Genomic DNA, 17,999 nt, shown 5'->3' on the forward strand with positions numbered 1-17,999 from the left:
ACATTACCCTGTTAGAGGAACTCTTCGCCGCCACCGCCGCCAAGCATAATTTCACCTGCGTCGGCCAGTCGGCGTGCCACAGACAGAATCTCTTTCTGGGCCGTTTCCACTTCACTGATCCGCACCGGCCCCATAGCTTCGAGGTCATCGGTGAGCATTTCAGCAGCACGCTTGGACATGTTGTTGGTAATTTTGTTTTTGAGTTCTTCGTCAGCGCCTTTAATGGCTTTAAGCAACGAGTCTTGCTGCACTTCGCGCAGAATCGCCTGAATGCCGCGGTCGTCTACGTCGACCAGGTTGTCGAAGACAAACATCAGATCCTGAATTTGCTGGCTCAGTTCTTCGTCCTGTTCGCGGATAGCATCCATCAACTGCCCTTCGATATTGGTATCGAGGTAGTTCATGATATCGGCGGCAGACTTCAGGCCGCCCATTTTGGCTGCCTGGGTACCGGCCTGACCGGCAAACTGTTTCTCCATGATCTCGTTGAGTTCCTGCAATGCCGCAGGCTGAACTTCTTCGAGGTTGGCAACCCGCATTAATAAGTCCAGACGCACTTTTTCCGGGAACTGCGACAAAATTTCGGCGGACTGCTCCGGCTCAAGGTACGACAGGACAATGGTCTGGATCTGCGGGTGTTCGTTGCGAATAATACTGGCCACCTGCTTGGAGTCCATCCATTTGAGCGAGTCGAGGCCTTTAGCCCCGGAGCCCATCAGGATCTGGTCAATCAGATTAGCGGCTTTATCTTCACCCAACGCAGCGGTTAACGCCCGTTTCACAAAGTCCTGACTCTGGAAACCAATGGTTGAGTAATTTTGAATTTCTTCAATAAAGTGTTTATGCACAGACGTAATTTTCGCCTGGGTCATATCATCGATGCGGGCCATGGCCGCACCAAGTTTTTGCACCTGTTTAGGCTCCAGATGTTTGAGGATCTGGGCGGCATCTTCTTCCGACAGGCTCAGTAGCAGGATCGCGGCTTTCTCAACGCCTTCAAGCTTGCTTACGTCGTAGGTTTGTTCTTCTTGTGTGGCCAGTTCTTCTGCCATCTCACGACCCCTTAATTACTCATCCTGCAGCAACCAGCCCTTCACTACCTGGGCAGATAGTTCAGGTTCATTGGCTACCAGTGCGCGTACCGCTTTTAATACATCTTCATCTTTATGCAGATCCGGTAACATTAACGAGCCGTCCGGCGCAAAGCCAACCTGGCCAGCATCAAACTCACTGGACAGCATGTTAATGGTATCATCACCGAGATCCAATCCTTCATCAGCATCGAAGTCGTCACCGGCCTGGCTGTCTGCCGGATTAATCAGTTTCGACAGCATTGGTCTGATAACAGCAAAGATCAGGGTGATTACAACCAGCCCACCCATGACCCATTTAAGTATAGGCATAAAGAAGGGTTGTTCCCACAGTGGCAGCTCTTCTATATCGCCGGCGTCAATGCGACTAAACGGCATACTGACCACTTCAAGGCTATCGCCACGAGTGACATCGAAGCCAATGCCGCCTTGCAGCAGGCGACGAATACTGAGTAACTCTTCCTGACTCCGGGCTTCGCTGTTAACGGTGCCGTCTTCAGCGGTGCTTTGCTGATAGTCCACCGCCACCGAGACGCTCAGACGGCGGATCACGCCGGTTTGTTGCTTGGTATGGCTGATAGTGGTGTCGAGTTCATAGTTGCGGGTTGATTCTTTAGTGGTACGGCCGGGGACCGGCGCAACCTGGCCATTGCCCAGCGCGTTTTCGGGAATATTAGCATCCAGTGGCGGCTGATTGCTGATAGCGCCGGGAATGCCAGCGGCAACCGAACCCACAGAGTTTTCCTCAACCACCATTTCACTGCGCACTGCTGGTAAATCAGGATTATAACGACGCTGAGTTTGCTCTACCGCGGTAAAGTCCATACTGACATCCACCTGAGCCGTGTAATTACCAATGCCCAGCACCGGGATCAGAATGGCATCAATCTTTTCCTGATACTCGCTTTCACGCTGACGTTCAATTTCATACTCTTTGCGCGCTCTGGCGCTGACAGAATTCTGCGAGCCGGAGTTCAGTAAGCGGCCGTTACTGTCGGTTACGGTCACTCTGTCTGGTTCCATGCCCTGCACTGCCGAAGCCACGATATCAACCACTGCGTCAACTTCTTCACCGGTTATCGCCGAGCCGCGGTTTGCGGTTAATACTACCGTGGCGCTGGCCTTTTTCTCGCGACGAGCGAACACATTTTCTTTAGGGAGTGCCAGTAACACGCGCGCTTTTTTAATACTGGCCATATCTTCAATGGTATTGGCTACCTGCATTTCGCGGGCATGCTTCAAACGTTCCATCTCAACGCGCTGGGAAACACCAAAGCCCATATCCTGCATGATGATGTCGCTGCCAGCCTGCTCGGCCTGAGCCAGACCTTCGCGGCTCATACCCAGTTTAATTTTCTGATACTCATCCACCCGCACGTGGACAATATTGCCTTCCAACTGGTATTCAATCTGGTTAGCATCGAGGTAATCGAGGGTTTCGATCAGTTCTTCGGTGTCCATTTTGGCCAGCGGACGATAGTCAGGCTCCTGAATAAATAACACCACAAATATGGCAATCGCCACACTGATAACCAATACCACAACCAATGTCATCTGGCGGACCATATCGGTACTGCCAATGGTGTCCATAAAACCGGATTTTTGCTCGTTATCCGAATCACCTGAGTCGGATACGGCCAGATTTGTTCCCGTTGCTTCAGCCACAGTCAGTTACTCCACTACACCGGCATATTCATGATTTGCTTGTACGCTTCCAGCACCTTGTTGCGCACCTGCACGGTGGCCTCAAACGCAATGCCCGACTTCTCTTTGGCCAGCATTACTTCAGCCAGACTGAGGGATTTGTCGCCCATTTCAAAACGTTGAGTCATTTCTTTGGATTCGAGCTGCATACTGTTGACCTTCTCAACAGCATTGCCCAGCATCGCGGCAAAATCGCTTTTTGAAGTATTTAACTCTGTACTGACCTCAAGATTCTGCGGTGGATTAACGTCCAGACGAGTTTGCGCGATCATAGCCTGCATTTCCTGATACAAACTGTTGGCTTTAACGTCCATAACGGCTCCTGATGTGTGTTGATTGCCTGTCCGGTAGTGCCGGATTTATGGCTTTAATAGTACTTACAGGGATCTACAGCAAGGACCAGACCAACTTTTATTATTTATAATTATCAGTAGGTTACTAATTTATGCCAAATTTATGACGGCAAGTCAGCATGGCTGAGATAAACACTTTGAAAGAAAGATAGAACAGGGCGCTGAATGAGCGCCCTGTGGAGTGTCAGGATGTAATGGGGATCAGGCCGGTACTTCAATGCCCTGTTCCCGCATACGCGCCAGCTTGTAGCGCAGTGTACGGGGGCTGATGCCGAGCTTTTCGGCCACGTCCTTGCGTTTCCCTTTGCAGGAGGCCAGCGTATCCAGAATAATCTGATGCTCCTGATACCGCAGCTCTGAGCCTAAGCGACTGTCATCTTCTTCATAGTCCGCTTCACTCGCCGAATTAAATGTCTGTCCGTTCATCGGTTCTATCATCAGGTCGCTGGCGTCTATCAGGTCTGACTCACATAAAATCAGCGCCCGCTGACAAACATTCTCCAGTTCACGAACATTGCCCGGCCAGCTGTGTTGCAATAATTTACTGCGCGCTGACGCGCTCAATTTATATTGCCCCAGTCCTTGCTGGGCAGCATGGCGGTTGAGTAAGTGTTCAGCCAGAGGAATGATATCCCCTACCCGTTGTGCTAATGGCAACCAGGTGATTGGAAACACATTTAAGCGGTAATATAAATCCTCGCGAAAATCGCCCCGGGCCACCGCTTCTTTAAGGTCGCGGTTACTGGTGGCTATCACTCTGACATCCAGTTCAATGGTTTTGCGCGCGCCCAGTCGCTCCACTTCTTTTTCCTGCAGAACGCGTAATAGCTTGGCTTGCAAGGCAAGGTCCATTTCGGTAATTTCGTCCAGCAATAAGGTACCGCCCTGAGCCTGCTCAAACTTGCCAGGACAGGCCTGTATCGCACCGGTGAAGGCGCCTTTCTCGTAACCAAACAAGGTCGCTTCCAGCATGTTTTCAGGGATTGCGGCACAGTTTATTGCCACAAACGGCGCCTGACTGCGCTGGGAATTGTCGTGGATATAGCGCGACAGAACTTCTTTACCCGAGCCGCTTGGACCCAACACCATGACCGTCGCTTCAGAACGGGCCACTTTCCGAGCCAGTTGCAGCAGTTCCAGACTGCCTGAATCGCCCACAATCGGTTGACGGGATTCCACTTTCTGCGCCGGTGCATAACGACCCACTAAATTCAGCAGTACTTCGGGCGCGAATGGCTTAGACAAATAATCCGTTGCACCGTCGCGCATGGCGCTGACAGCATCATCTACCGTGGCATAAGCGGTCATCAGCAACACCGGTAAGTTGGCGTCTTTACTCTTAATGGCTTTTAACAGCGCCAGGCCGTTCATTTCTCCCATTTGAATATCACTGACCACAATATCTACCGGCTGCTTGCTGAGCAGCATGATGGCTTGCTCTGCTGAATCGGCGGCGACCACCTGATACTCAGCCAGTAACAGCGTATCAACCAGCGCTTCGCGCAGGCCTGCATCATCTTCGACGATCAGTACGGTTGTTTTTGGCATGGGTTATTCCTCTTGATTCGCGTCGGCAATTACCATTTCACTGGCAAATGCGCGGGGTAACATAATTGAAAAGCAGGCGCCTTCATCGGCCAGGTTTTCGACCTGAATACTGCCCTGATGCGCTTTTACCACCGACTGCACTACCGCCAGCCCAAGGCCGGTGCCGTGGGTTTTGGTGGTGTAGAATGGCTCGAATATTTTTTGCTTCAGTGCGTCAGACACGCCAGGCCCCTGGTCGCTGACGGTAACGCACAGCCAGCGATTGTGCACACTGAACTGCACGGTGACGTCGCTCCCCTTGGGACTTATCTGGCTGGCATTCTGAATAAGGTTAAGCAGTGCGCCCTGCAAGGCCGTTAAGTTACCCGTGATAGAAGCATTGATATGCTGGCCCTTAAAAATGACGACTTGATCCAGGCCCTGCGTGATGGTTTGTGCCGTGGGCGCAATTGCCTCATACAACTGTTCAACCGAAATGTCGTTCACCACCTGTTGCTCGCCGCTTTTAGCAAACAGCAACATATCATTGACCTGGCTTTCCAGTTCTTTGAGTCTGTCCTGGAGTTTGTGTGCAAACTGCACACCGGATTCTGGCTGTAAATTTTTGCGCGTCAGATTGGCGGCATAGAGCATCGCTGCAGATAACGGAGTGCGGATTTGGTGAGCCAGCGAAGCCACCATTTTCCCCAGTGATGATAAGCGCTGCAAATGGCTCAATCGCGCCTGCAACTGACGGGTTTCGGTTAGATCGGTCAGCACAATAAGCTGACCTGGCTCATTCACCAATGGCGTAATGGACAACTTAACCCGGCGCCCATCAAATAATGACACTTCGTGTCCATCATCGGCTCTGGGTTTAAACGAACGGGCGATAATGGTTCGCCATAATTCCCCTTCCAGAGGTTCGCCGAGTAACAAAGACGCCTGTTCATTGGCTTGCCGAACATACCCTTTGCCATCCAGTACGATGACACCGGCCGGCATTACCTGTAACAGGTGACTTAAACGCGATGCCTGCTGACGTAAAGAGTCGAGTTCCTGCTGTTGTGATTGTGCAGTTTCGCGTACCAGCGATAAATCTGCCGCCGCCGGATGGCTTTTAGGGGATTCTATCGATACTTCTTCTACGGTATTGGCAACACGACTATTTAATGCCATACGTTCCTCGTCAATTTGCAGACACTTGTTAGACTGGGAAGGATTTTGCATTAGTCGTGCCAGAAATTTACACTTAAATTTCAGAAGCTTAGAATTAAAACAGAGGCATTTACGCTGTCAATATTATGACAAGCGGAGGATTAGGGCTGAACGGCAAACAAAAAGAGCCAACCAGGACGGTTAACTCTTTGAAGGCGAATAGGGGTTAGTCGCGCTGAATATTATACTTACGCATCTTTTCAACCAGCGTGGTACGACGCATACCCAGTTTATCGGCCGCCCGGGCAACGACCCACTCCTGCTGATCCAGAGCTTGTTGAATAAGATTAATTTCCAGCTCTGAAAGATACTCTTTAAGGTTAACCCCTTCATCGGGTAAATAACCGTTGATAGCAGGCTCGGGCTCTGAGGTATCATCGTCTAGGGAAGCAGACTCTGCAAACAGTTCATTAAAAGCCTCGCGCTCTAACACTTCTTCCGGATAATCCGGCTCAAAGCGTTCCATATCACCATACTGGTATTTGGCTGGCAGATCCTGTACATCGACAATCTGACCCGGAAACAGGATCATCAGTCGTTCAACCAGGTTCGACAATTCCCGGACATTCCCCGACCAGGGATGCTCCATCAGCGAACTGATAGCCCGCTCGGTAAACTTAACCGGGGCCACACCATCGCCCTGAATTCGGCTAATGAGTTCTTGTAATAACAGCGGTATATCTTCGCGGCGTTCGCGTAAGGCCGGGCTATCAATAGGAAATACGTTCAGCCGGTAATATAAATCTTCACGAAATTTATCATCGGCGATCATTTTTTCTAAATCGCGGTGCGTGGCAGCAATGATTCGCACGTCACATTGCAATGGCCGGTTGCCGCCCACTCTCTCGAACATTCTTTCCTGCAGCACGCGCAATAACTTAACCTGCATTTGCAGCGGCATATCGCCGATTTCATCGAGAAACAGCGTACCGCCCTCTGCCAGTTCAAAGCGGCCTTTACGGGCACTGATAGCCCCGGTAAACGCACCTTTTTCGTGGCCAAATAGCTCACTTTCCAGTAACTCGCCCGGGATAGCGCCACAGTTAACCGGAATAAACGGGCCGTCTTTGCGCTCTGATAAAAAATGCACGTTACGGGCTACCACTTCTTTACCGGTACCGGATTCACCCAGAATCAGTACCGTTGCGTCGGTAGGAGCCACCTGCTCCACCAGCCGGCGTACGCCCTGAATTTGCTCGCTCTTGCCCACCAAACTTCGGAATAGCCGGGTTTTAGTGGGTACCGCGCCATTGCGCACCGGGTGACTACGAATGTATTCCTGGCAGCGGTGAATCGCCTGGGTCAGTGATGGATAAGTAATCGGTAACGTGATATGACCCACCAGGTTCCCCACGTTGAGGCTGGGTTGGTCTGCCATATTGATTGCTACAAACGGATGCTGGGGATAAGTTTTGACTAGCGTCAGGGCGTTGTTGCCGGTCTCTACATCGAGGATCACCGCTACGGGCGATTTATTCTCCAGCAAGGCTTGCGCTTCAGACACCGAAAGCGAAACACACGGCTCCCCTAAAAATGTCAGGATCGTGTGCAGATTCTGTTTTAATGCATTGTTATCACTAACAAGCAATATATCCTTCATTCAGTCCCCAAACGCTATTGTTATATTTACTAGTTTATACCAAACCACGGTTTTGTGTGTGCGACTGTCAAAAATCGGACACATTTTTTGCCATCATCAACCTGGCCTGCCATTCGGACTGGTCAATATTAAATGATTTGGCAGCGATACAGCCTGGCGGCCGAAACCAAGGGTTGATAATACCGACTTGCATAGATAAGCATGCAATTTGGTATAGAGCGCTTTGGCAATTGTAGCGGTAACAATGTGAATCGCAATGAAAAAAGCGGATTATTGACAATAAAAAAGGCAGGTAAACCTGCCTTTGTTCTAAATTTGTTCGATTTAGTTATTCAACAAACTGAGCACCTGCCCCTGTTGTTGATTAGCCTGCGCCTGAACGGTCAGCGCCGCTTGATTTTGCACGTCGTTAGCCGCTTGCTGGGAGCTGGCCTGAGCATAATCCGTATCCTGGATCCGGCTTCTTGCCGCCGTCTGATTGACATTGGTTTCGGTCAGATTTCGGGCCGTCGAGGCAAACTGGTTTTGCACTGCGCCTAACTCACCACGGGCGCCGCCTACGGTTTCGATAGCGCTGTCCGCTGCCGCCAGTGAATCTTCCAGAGACTGCGCCGTTATATCCACAGACAACACGTCAGAGAGTTCGCTACCAATATCCCGGGTGCCTACGCTGATCTGCTGGCCGGCCTGACTGCCTACCTGAAAATCAATCGAGCCACTGTCTGACAACAACGGCTTACCGGCAAACTCGGTTTGCTCAATGGTTTGCGAAATATTTTGCTGTAACTGGGATATTTCAGACTGAATCGCCTGACGATCGGCATCATTTAAAATGCCGCTACCGGATTGCAGGGTTAACTCGCGAATTCGATTTACATCGTTATTGATGCCTTCCAGCCCGCTTTCGGCTACCTGGGCTAACGAAATACCATCGTAAGCATTGTTCACTGCCTGCCGACCACCTTCAACTTCAGAAGTTAACCGATCGATAATTTGCTGCGCGGCAGCGCCGTCTGCAGCACTGTTGATTTGCTTGCCGGAAGCCAGCTTTTCAGACAGTTTATCCTGCCGTTGCTGAACCTGTTCAAGCAGCGACATTGGTTTATCTGTATTAAAGTTAATCATACCTATCACCTCTGGACTAAGTTTAGCATTTGTACAAACATTCGCCAACCTAAAGCATCAGCTGATGACGCCGATAATGTATGAAGATAGATACCCATGTATACTCTCAAAACCTGCGAAGCGGCCCCATTAACCGAGGAACCTGACCAACATGAAAACCGTTGTTACCTATGGCACTTTTGATCTTTTTCATGTTGGCCATGTCAGATTACTTAAGCGTTTGAAATCGTTGGGAGACAGACTGGTGGTTGGATTATCTTCCGACGAATTTAACCTGGTGAAAGGGAAGAAAACCATTATCCCCTATGCCGATCGTCGGGAAGTGCTTTTGTCATGCCGGTACGTGGATGAAGTGTTTGAGGAAAATACCTGGGAGCAAAAACGGCAGGACTTGCTCCGGGAACAGGCCGCGATATTCGCTATTGGCGATGACTGGGCCGGTAAATTTGATGATTTACAAGACATTGTAGAGGTACTCTACCTGCCCCGCACTAAGGACATCTCTACCACCGAACTGAAAACGGTTATTCACCAAATCAACGAAGAAAAACTGCGGGAAATTCGCAATGTCGCCTCGCACCTCAATGGATTAATCAATAAATTATAACGGCGGGTCAATCAGCGCGTTAATGACCTGCTCTGTATCATCATCGCTCAGGTAAGGATGCATAGGCAAACTAAAACAGCTGGCCGCTAAAGCCTCTGCTACCGATAAATCTCCCGCAGGTAAAACCGCCGCCTTAAAAGCGGTTTGCTGATGCATACAGGTTGCATAATAAACGGCAGAGGGAATGTGCTGTTGTTGTAATCGTTTTTGCAGAGGCTCTCTGCCAATCGACTTTGCCTGCAGCGTATATTGCGCCCAACTGCTTTTAACGCCCTCACCGCACACCGGAGTTTCCACCAGCGGGCTGTTTGCCAACCCGGCGCTGTATAGCCCGGCAACCTGCTGACGCCGTGCAAGCTCCGCCGGAAACAGCGCTAATTTTTCGAGTAATACCGCCGCCTGCAGAGTGTCCAGCCGACTGTTCATACCAATTCTGACGTTATCGTATTTGTCGGCGCCCTTACCGTGTACTCGCAGCGACTTTACCAGCGCCGCATAGTCGTCGTTACTGGTAAACACTGCCCCGCCATCGCCGTAACAGCCAAGCGGTTTGGCCGGGAAAAAGCTGGTTGTGGCTATATCGCCAAAACTGCCGGCTCGTTTGCCCTGGCGCTCGCCGCCAAACCCCTGGGCCGCATCTTCAATCACCAGTAGATTGTGCGACGTGGCGATAGTCTGAATATGTTCATAAGCTGCCGGCTGGCCAAACAAATCAACCGCCATGATGGCCTTGAGTTTTAATGCTGAGCTGGCTTGCACCTGGCGGATGGTAGTGGCGAGTTTTTCGCAATCCAGATTGAAGGTACGCGGGTCAACATCGGCAAACACCGGCGTCGCGCCAACAAAAGCTACCGCTTCGGCGGAAGCAAAAAAGGTAAAGGTGGGCACGATCACCGCATCGCCCGGTCCAATCCCCATTGCCATCAGTGCCAGTTGTAGCGCATCTGTGCCGTTTGCGCAGGTAATCGCATGCTTTACCCCCACATAGTCAGCCAGTTGTGCTTCCAGCTCGTCAACCTCCGGCCCCATAATATACTGCCCGTGTGCGAGCACCGCGGCTATGCGCGCATCGATGCGGCTTTTAGCAGACTCATACTGGGCTTTGAGGTCGATAAACTGCATTAACGGTTTACCTTGCTGACCCGGCCACCGGATAAACGATAAGTAATCTGCTGATGAGGGCAAACCGTTTGTGCATCACCGGACAAAGGTAAGTCGAGGCGTTCGCCAAACTCGCTCATCCAGCCAATTTGCCTGGCCGGCACGCCTACCATTAAGGCGTAATCGGGCACATCTCGCTGAATAACCGCGCCAGCGCCTACAAAGGCATAGCGGCCAATGGTCACGCCACAAACAATGGTGCAGTTGGCTCCGAGAGTAGCACCGGTTTTCACCAGCGTATCGCGATATTCATCTTTACGTGTAATGGCACTGCGCGGGTTGTATACGTTAGTGAAGACCATACTGGGGCCACAAAAAACGTTATCTTCGAGCGTAACATTATCGTAAACCGACACGTTGTTCTGAATTTTGCAGTTATCGCCAATCACGACTGCGTTGCCAACAAAAACGTTTTGCCCCAGCGAGCAATGCTGGCCAATTCTGGCACCGCCGCACACATGTACGAAATGCCAGACCCGTGAACCGCTGCCAATCTGTGCGCCTTCGTCGACAATGGCGGAGTCGTGGATGGTAGTATCAGCCATTCATTGCATCCACAAACGGGTGTGCCAGTGACGAATTAGCGGTCGTTTCGATGGTACGAATTTCTGCCACAATGTTAATGCTGTTACGTGCTTCTTCAAGCCCAAAACCGGCACCGTCAATGATTTGCCGATAGCTTTCCGTATGCAGATCGGTGAAACCGTCGGAAAACTCTACTTCCTGGTTTTCCACCGTAATAGAACGGTACGTTCGTTGTCCGGTGGCTTTCACCGCATCAGGGATGTAATCGTAGTTCACCGATAAAAACCATCTGACTTTGGCATGCTTTAAAAACAAAAAACCCGACGCCGTATCGGCCTGATGCACATGTACTAACGACTCTTTGACCTCACCAAATATCCAGGCCAGCATATCGAAAAAATGCACGCCAATATTAGAGGCTATTCCCCCTGATTTGGCGGTTTCCCCTTTCCATGAACGAAAGTACCAGTTACCCCGGCTAGTCAGATAAGTCAGATCCACTTCAAATACTTTATCGGGATTAGCCTGTAATTGGGCTGCGACTTTTCTTTTCAGTTCAACCAGGCTCGGATGTAAGCGCAACTGCAGTATCGTGTTGACCTTTTTGCCGGTGTCTTTTTCGATGCTGGCCAGCGCATCAATATTTTTCGGGTTCAGCACCAGTGGTTTTTCACAAATAGCATCCGCACCACTGCGCAGAGCAAACCGAATGTGGGAATCGTGCAAATAATTAGGCGAAGCGATACTCACATAATTAACCGGGTTACCTTCCCGCCGGCGTAGATCGACATGACGGTCGAAGCGTTCAAACTCGGTGAAGAAGTCAGCCTGGGGAAAGTAGCGGTCAATAATCCCCACCGAGTCGTTTTTATCCAGCGCGGCCACCAGATTATTACCGGTTTCACTGATAGCTTTCATGTGACGTGGCGCGATATAACCGGCGGCGCCGATTAATGCAAAATTAAGCATCAAAGACATTCTCTTTTTCGTTGTGCTACAACCGCAGGTCAGAATCGGCTACAGGCAACATATGTTTTAAATCATAAATAACGGATTTCGGTTTGACCAACTGTTTAATATTGCTAACGATTTCACGACAGTTGTCGTGAGCAACGGCCAGTACCACAGCATCATAACTACCCGACTGCGGCTGCTCTACCAGTGAAATGCCAAACTCGGCTTCGGTATCGGCATTACTCACCCAGGGATCAAATATTTCCACGTTCACGTCAAAGTCTTTGAGTTCGCGAATAATATCGATGACTTTCGAGTTACGGATATCCGGACAGTTTTCTTTAAACGCCATTCCCAGCACCAGTACGCGGGAACCATTAACTTTGATGTCGGTATTAATCATTTTTTTGATTAACTGGGTCACTACGTAGTGGGCCATGTTGTCGTTTAAGCGACGACCAGCCAGGATCATTTCCGGGTTGTAGCCAATCGCTTTGGCTTTATAGGTCAGGTAATACGGATCCACGCCTATACAATGCCCTCCCACCAGGCCGGGTCGAAAAGGCAGGAAATTCCATTTGGTGCCGGCCGCTTTCAATACTTCTTCGGTATCGATCCCCATTTTATTAAAAATGATCGCCAGCTCGTTAATCAGCGCAATGTTAACATCACGCTGGGTGTTTTCGATAACTTTAGCCGCTTCAGCCACTTTGATAGAACTGGCCTGGTAAGTCCCGGCCGTAATAACTGATGCATACAACGCGTCAATTTCTTCCGCGATCTCAGGTGTTGAACCCGAAGTCACCTTAAGTATATCCGCCAGGCGATGCTGTTTATCACCCGGGTTAATTCTTTCCGGGCTGTAGCCAGCATAAAAGTCCTGATTAAAAACCAGTCCGGAGAGCTCCTCCAGCTTCGGCACACAGACTTCTTCCGTCGCGCCCGGATAAACGGTTGACTCAAAAATGACAATATCACCGCGTTTTAACACTTTACCCAGGGTGGTACAGGCACTTACTAAGGGCGTAAAATCTGGTTTTTTGTGATTATCTACTGGGGTAGGTACGGTCACGATAAAAATGCTGGCAGCGGTCAGATCGCTCATCGAAGTAGAAAAAGTCAGTCCTTTCGCCTGCTGTAGCTCTTCAAAGCTCACTTCATTGGTGCGGTCCTTGCCGTCCTGCAACTCCCGGACCCGTTGCTGCGAAACATCGAAACCAACCACCTCTCGAGTTTTACCAAACTCAACGGCAAGCGGCAGCCCAACGTAACCTAAACCAATAATTGCTAACTTTTTCATAGTAACCCCTAAGCCCCGGTGAGTAGCTTAGCCACACCGGAATAGCAAGCTTCTTCCTCATGGAGAAATTCGAGCTTAAACCCGGCATTGCGCAGCATATCGATAAATTCAGGTTTGCTGTATCGATAAGCATTGGAAGGCGAATACCAGTCGAAATTGGTGGAGTTTGAGATTTCCTCGCCCAGTTCCGGGTTCCAGTAACACTTAATGAAATTCCAGTAGATAAAGCGTTGCAGATCCTGCTTACCGCCTTTGATGTCGAGCACCGGAATGTCAGGGAAGTCCAGTTCAATATTCAGTTCCGATAACTTGCGGCCAAGCTCTGTTAGCTGTGCGGCAAATGCCAGCTTTTCTTCATAAGAGAGTTCTTTGGTTTTTTCCCTGAAATGGGTGTCCAGCAGCTCTCTGGGTAAGGCTTTTTTGCGATAGACATAGACCGCCAGTTTGCCTTCAGGGTTAAGGATACGATGAAATTCATCCAGCGTCTTTTCCGGTACTTCTGTGTGTTGCAGTACCTGATCGCAACTGACATAGTCGACTACCTCGCCTTTCAGAGCGGTATCGGCAATGTCACCCCTGACAAATAAGAGATTCTCCTGGTGCTGAAAATACTCACTGGCAATATACACGCTTTCAGAAAAGTCCATCCCAATAACGGTGGCATGGGGCGCCAGCTCAGCAAACCAGGCAGCTTTATAGCCCATTCCACAACCCGCATCCAGAATCACCTTCTTGTCCTGTAAAAAGGCTTTCAGGTTATCTTCTGTTTGAAACCCATATAAATCGAGATACCAGAGCTTTTGCATGGCCCAGAACTGCTTTTTTTGCTCCATCTCATCAACCATTTTCCACTGCAGGCTATAAGACTCATTATTCTGCGACTGATTCTCGTGGTCACTATTATCAGCAACAATAACGAGATTGGATTTTAGATGCTGGACTGGGTTACTAAATAAATGAGAGCTGTTCATTACCATACACTGAAAATAGGTCTTTAAAGGTTTATCGGTCATAACGGATAAAGCTTAACAAGCGGGCCTTAAATTTTCATTGTATAACAAAAATCTACCACGCATCGCCTGGATGCTAATTATCATCACTTTATCGGAGGGGTGACAGGCTCTGTTGCGGATAAATCGCTTTTACATTTAACCGCTAGCGCAAAACCGTGAGCCGCCGGTTGCCTGGCGGCTCAGTAGTATCAATATTGATGATCTCAGCGAATAAGCTATTTCTGCCTTGGAGAATGATTCTCAAGTAAAGCCGGTTTACTCAGGAAACAGCGCGTTACACGCTTTTACGCTATCGCTTACCACACTTTTCGGCCAATCATTTTGAAGCCTTCTCCGGCTCCGCGCTCATGATCCGGTTCCTCAACCATTTTTTTGTAATAGTTATATTCTTCCATGTAGTAATCAAACTTCGACACCCAACTATCACCTGCCTGCGGCTTTTGTCGTTCAGGTAAAATCTGTTTCGCAAAAATGCCGTAAGTAAACAGATGTTTTTCAAGAGCCAGTGGATGGAATGTTCTCTCCATCACCACGCCGGACGCTGTGGGGTTGGTGGGGTAAGTACCAGAACGATAAGGGCGTTCTATCAACTCTCCTGTTTGTCCGTAATCCAGAATGATTTTTTTCAGTGCGTCACCAAATAATCCACTGGTATTTACCGCGACATACTGAACTTTATCTTCGGTTAAATCCGGTAACAATTCGCGAATGATTTCTTTCCGGCGGGTCAGGTAGCTTTTCGCTACATAATCCCGGTCGGTACTCCGGCCGTCAGGTCCGTTCTCCCAAGCTTCATAAAGCGGGAGAAGTTTTTTCAGACATAACTGGCTTGCCGCATTATTGCCATCAGAAATAAAGACAATGCCGCCCATTTTCAGTACGCGCGCCCACTCGCTGAAAACCGTGTCGAGATAGGCCGGATTAATGTGTGAAATGACTTCATTAACAAAGATAATATCAACAGAATTGGGCTGTAGCGGTATTAACCCATCGTGTATGAGCTCGCATTGACAGTCCGGCAGTACTTTTTCAAACACCGACTTACCCACTTCAACATACTCTGGCTCCGCGTCCAGACCAATTACTTTACTGGCGCCTTTGGCAACAAGGTACGGCAACAAATGACCATATTTACAGCCAAAATCTACCACCACCTTATCGGTGAAATCATGTGGAATAGAATCAAATAACCGGGTGTAGAATTTCCATCCCCCATCAAGATATTCTTTCGATATAACGCTCATATAGTCCGGGACATCATTCTCTTCACAGTATTGAATGACCCGCTGATACTCTTCTGTTAATAGTTCTTCTATATTTGCAGTCAATGTAACTCTCCCAGCCTGAGAAACTTAATTCGGTTGATGTATTATGCTTTCATAAAACAGGATGCTAATACTTTATGCCCACCATAATGACATTGAGCGGATCACCCGGTTCATGCGCCTTATTTGCTAACGTATCGACCAGTCACGCAATTCCTTGAATACCCGCCGCCCATTTTGAATCAAGGTCAGGATAGACTATCCCCGGCGATGATGCTTTACATTGAAATGGAAAGCAGACCGTCCGGCGCAACTTATCAACCTGACAGCAACCGGAAAGTGTGATAGAACTTAACGTTAGTGTTTGTACTAAGACCTGTTCGTACTAATGAATCAACACCATCAACTCCAGGCTGAGCTTAAAGCGCTTCGGCAAGAAATGAAGCACAAATTCAACCGTCATGTTTCCATCCAGGACTTACTTTCTGATCGTTGGGAAACCGCGCAGTTTTATGGCTTTGGTGAAGGTACGTCCTGCTATAATAACGTGCTGATAATCGGTGACGTAAAGGTAGGCAAAAACACCTGGATTGGGCCTAATGTCATTCTGGATGGTTCAGGAGGGCTGGAGATTGGTGATCATGTGTCGATTTCAGCGGGCGTACAAATATATACTCATGACACAGTGGAATGGAGTACTTCACTCGGTGAGGCCGACATTCAACGTCAGCCTACTCAATTAGGCAACGGTGTCTATGTGGGTCCTAACAGTGTTATTCAAATGGGTACAACTGTTGGCGATAAAGCGATTATTGGTGCAATGAGCTTTGTCAACAAAGACATCCCCGCAGCAGGGAAATGGCTGGGCACCCGATTATCTAAAGAACCTTAGGCCGTTTGCCTGTTTCCACAACCCGCTATTTACTGATCTTTCATCTGACGCTTCAGATTCTTCAGAAACTGCCGGTGTTCGATAGCAAAGTTACCGGTGACTGTCTTACCCGGTTCAACATCCCGGGTCACCACGGAGCCAATGGTCAGACCGGCGTTATCGCCAATGGTCAGGCCATTGGAAACTGACACGGAAGGACCAATCCAAACACCATTACCCAGGGTCACTGAGCCAGCAATCATGGCATTGGCAGCAAACAAACACGCCTTGCCACACTGCACTCCATGGGCAATATGAACCAGGCCATCCAGCTTAGTGTCTTCGCCCAGAATGGTATGCCGATAAGCAAAACCTTTCGCAACATTAGAATTAGCACCCACCTCACAATTTTTGCCTATAATCACCTGCCCATCGTGTTTTACGCTGACAATGCCTTTGGTAGTGCGTTTATGCTCAAAGCCATCCACACCAATGATGGCGCCGGAGCGGATCACCGAGCCCGACTGAATATGACTGCCGGATCTCACTACGGCAAGCGGCTCTATAATCACGTCATCTTCAATCACCACACCGTAATCATCGACAACCGCATGAGGCGAAATAACGCTACTCGCCGCAATATCACTCTTAATGGCGGGTGTTAAGTTGGTTAGTACATTTTGCAACGTGAAAAAGGACCATCTGGGATCGTCAACAATGATGCCGCAAATATCCGTTCTAAGCTGGGACGCTAATGCTTCTGTTACGAAGGCAGCTTTAATGTGAGGATTGGCATTAAGTGCAGCGATAAATTTTGCCTGATCGACAAAAGTCATTACCGCCTCACTGTTCTGGCCATTAACCAACCCCAGCGAATCGCATGAAAAATCCACCGTTACGGTGAGTTGTAAATGAGATGCCAGAAAAGCCGGATCTATTGTGACGGGATAGGCTGATTTATAAGTTGTAGTAACCAATCTCTTGCCCCTTTTTGTTGCCTGTTAGCCCGGCTAGCCAGAATATCAGGCTGATAGTGTAGGTCTCTGGTCTCTTCGTAGAGCGCCAGGTCGTGGGTATTAAGAAAAAGATGGATAGGATGAAAATCAAAGACATTTAGACTGTCGGACCGGAGCCATTGCTGCGGTGTGAAGTCAATTTGCTCGATGCAATGTAAATCATCCTCCCAAAAATAGGGAATTTTTATCAGGCCATTCCAGAGAGAAAACGGCGTAAGTTGATAGCCTGCATGATGAGGTATGAAATGGTTACAGTCGAAAATCAGCCCGCGTTGCTGAAACAACTGCAGAAGCTGCGAATTTTGTGTCATCGAATGGCTTCTGACCGCCTTCGCATCCGGCACGATCTTCAGGATATTATCCATTACAGAGGCCGCATTCTCCTGCGGTTGGGCTAATCCAGCTAATAGCCGGTTAAAGTTGGGATGAATCCCCAGCTCAAACTTGGGGTGATCTCTTAACCTTTCCAGCAGTGGCGTTTCGTGGGTAACAAACCAGGTCGCGGCAACATCAGCTTGTTCCAGCAGGTCGATAGCGTAGACAAGTACATCATCATGACACCAGTCAATATCAAGGGTGATAAAAACGCTGTCGTGCCAGCTCGCCGGGTTGCCTGGCTCGATTTGTGAAATCGTTTTAAAGTTCATGCTGGTTTTCTGCCTTGTCTCA

Annotated in this window: 17 protein-coding genes; 2 read left to right on the plus strand and 15 right to left on the minus strand. The window is 49.2% G+C overall.

Annotated elements, in window-relative coordinates:
• Positions 1 to 11 precede the first annotated feature (11 nt).
• The 7 genes from fliG to AC27IB_RS00200 all read right to left on the minus strand — a co-directional run bounded on the left by fliG (position 12) and on the right by AC27IB_RS00200 (position 8,618).
• Entirely contained in the window at positions 12 to 1,052 is a 1,041-nt protein-coding gene (gene fliG, locus AC27IB_RS00170) for a flagellar motor switch protein FliG (protein ID WP_123326554.1), read from the minus strand.
• Between the two features lie 15 nt (positions 1,053 to 1,067).
• Positions 1,068 to 2,756, minus strand: coding sequence for a flagellar basal-body MS-ring/collar protein FliF (fliF, locus tag AC27IB_RS00175; RefSeq protein WP_487118042.1), 1,689 nt, complete (start codon positions 2,754 to 2,756; stop codon positions 1,068 to 1,070).
• Between the two features lie 14 nt (positions 2,757 to 2,770).
• Positions 2,771 to 3,109 (minus strand): flagellar hook-basal body complex protein FliE, encoded by a 339-nt coding sequence (gene fliE / locus AC27IB_RS00180; protein WP_487118044.1) that lies wholly within the window; start codon positions 3,107 to 3,109, stop codon positions 2,771 to 2,773.
• 240 nt (positions 3,110 to 3,349) lie between these two features.
• Positions 3,350 to 4,696: a sigma-54-dependent transcriptional regulator gene (locus AC27IB_RS00185; protein WP_487118046.1), complete on the minus strand. Its 1,347-nt coding sequence runs from the start codon at positions 4,694 to 4,696 to the stop codon at positions 3,350 to 3,352.
• A 3-nt stretch (positions 4,697 to 4,699) separates the two neighbouring features.
• The gene (locus AC27IB_RS00190; RefSeq protein WP_487118048.1) at positions 4,700 to 5,905 is read right to left on the minus strand and encodes a sensor histidine kinase; all 1,206 of its coding nucleotides are present in this window, start codon (positions 5,903 to 5,905) and stop codon (positions 4,700 to 4,702) included.
• Positions 5,906 to 6,059: 154 nt separating this feature from the next.
• Complete coding sequence (locus tag AC27IB_RS00195) at positions 6,060 to 7,493, minus strand: sigma-54 dependent transcriptional regulator (protein ID WP_487118050.1); 1,434 nt, start codon at positions 7,491 to 7,493, stop codon at positions 6,060 to 6,062.
• Positions 7,494 to 7,817: 324 nt separating this feature from the next.
• A complete protein-coding gene (locus tag AC27IB_RS00200; protein WP_487118052.1) occupies positions 7,818 to 8,618 on the minus strand; it encodes a flagellin in 801 nt (266 codons plus the stop codon).
• 151 nt (positions 8,619 to 8,769) lie between these two features.
• Between AC27IB_RS00200 and AC27IB_RS00205 the strand changes: the two genes are divergently transcribed.
• Positions 8,770 to 9,225 (plus strand): adenylyltransferase/cytidyltransferase family protein, encoded by a 456-nt coding sequence (locus tag AC27IB_RS00205; protein WP_487118054.1) that lies wholly within the window; start codon positions 8,770 to 8,772, stop codon positions 9,223 to 9,225.
• On the opposite strand, the gene AC27IB_RS00210 is transcribed toward AC27IB_RS00205, so the two are convergent.
• From AC27IB_RS00210 to AC27IB_RS00235, 6 genes are all read right to left on the minus strand, one after another.
• Positions 9,220 to 10,347, minus strand: a complete 1,128-nt coding sequence (locus AC27IB_RS00210; RefSeq protein WP_487118056.1) for a DegT/DnrJ/EryC1/StrS family aminotransferase — start codon at positions 10,345 to 10,347, stop codon at positions 9,220 to 9,222. The two genes, AC27IB_RS00205 and AC27IB_RS00210, sit on opposite strands and share 6 nt — an antisense overlap.
• Positions 10,347 to 10,931, minus strand: coding sequence for an acyltransferase (locus tag AC27IB_RS00215; protein WP_487118058.1), 585 nt, complete (start codon positions 10,929 to 10,931; stop codon positions 10,347 to 10,349). Before AC27IB_RS00215 ends, AC27IB_RS00210 begins: the two co-directional genes overlap by 1 nt.
• A complete protein-coding gene (locus tag AC27IB_RS00220; RefSeq protein ID WP_487118464.1) occupies positions 10,924 to 11,880 on the minus strand; it encodes a Gfo/Idh/MocA family protein in 957 nt (318 codons plus the stop codon). The genes AC27IB_RS00215 and AC27IB_RS00220 overlap by 8 nt, the downstream gene beginning before the upstream one ends.
• Positions 11,881 to 11,905: 25 nt before the next feature.
• Complete coding sequence (tviB, locus tag AC27IB_RS00225; RefSeq protein ID WP_487118060.1) at positions 11,906 to 13,165, minus strand: Vi polysaccharide biosynthesis UDP-N-acetylglucosamine C-6 dehydrogenase TviB; 1,260 nt, start codon at positions 13,163 to 13,165, stop codon at positions 11,906 to 11,908.
• 8 nt (positions 13,166 to 13,173) lie between these two features.
• Complete coding sequence (locus tag AC27IB_RS00230) at positions 13,174 to 14,178, minus strand: class I SAM-dependent methyltransferase (protein WP_487118062.1); 1,005 nt, start codon at positions 14,176 to 14,178, stop codon at positions 13,174 to 13,176.
• 296 nt (positions 14,179 to 14,474) lie between these two features.
• Complete coding sequence (locus tag AC27IB_RS00235) at positions 14,475 to 15,506, minus strand: class I SAM-dependent methyltransferase (protein ID WP_487118064.1); 1,032 nt, start codon at positions 15,504 to 15,506, stop codon at positions 14,475 to 14,477.
• Between the two features lie 325 nt (positions 15,507 to 15,831).
• Here AC27IB_RS00235 and AC27IB_RS00240 point away from each other — a divergent pair, with 325 nt between their 5' ends.
• Positions 15,832 to 16,335, plus strand: a complete 504-nt coding sequence (locus AC27IB_RS00240) for an acyltransferase (protein WP_487118066.1) — start codon at positions 15,832 to 15,834, stop codon at positions 16,333 to 16,335.
• Between the two features lie 29 nt (positions 16,336 to 16,364).
• On the opposite strand, the gene AC27IB_RS00245 is transcribed toward AC27IB_RS00240, so the two are convergent.
• Positions 16,365 to 17,291 carry a UDP-3-O-(3-hydroxymyristoyl)glucosamine N-acyltransferase gene (locus tag AC27IB_RS00245; RefSeq protein WP_487118068.1) on the minus strand — a complete coding sequence of 309 codons (927 nt, stop codon included), beginning with the start codon at positions 17,289 to 17,291 and terminating at the stop codon, positions 16,365 to 16,367.
• Positions 17,249 to 17,977, minus strand: a complete 729-nt coding sequence (locus AC27IB_RS00250) for a polysaccharide deacetylase WbmS family protein (RefSeq protein ID WP_487118070.1) — start codon at positions 17,975 to 17,977, stop codon at positions 17,249 to 17,251. Before AC27IB_RS00250 ends, AC27IB_RS00245 begins: the two co-directional genes overlap by 43 nt.
• Between the last annotated feature and the right edge of the window lie 22 nt (positions 17,978 to 17,999).

The sequence above is a fragment of the Alteromonas sp. 4NH20-0104 genome, assembly GCF_057547795.1.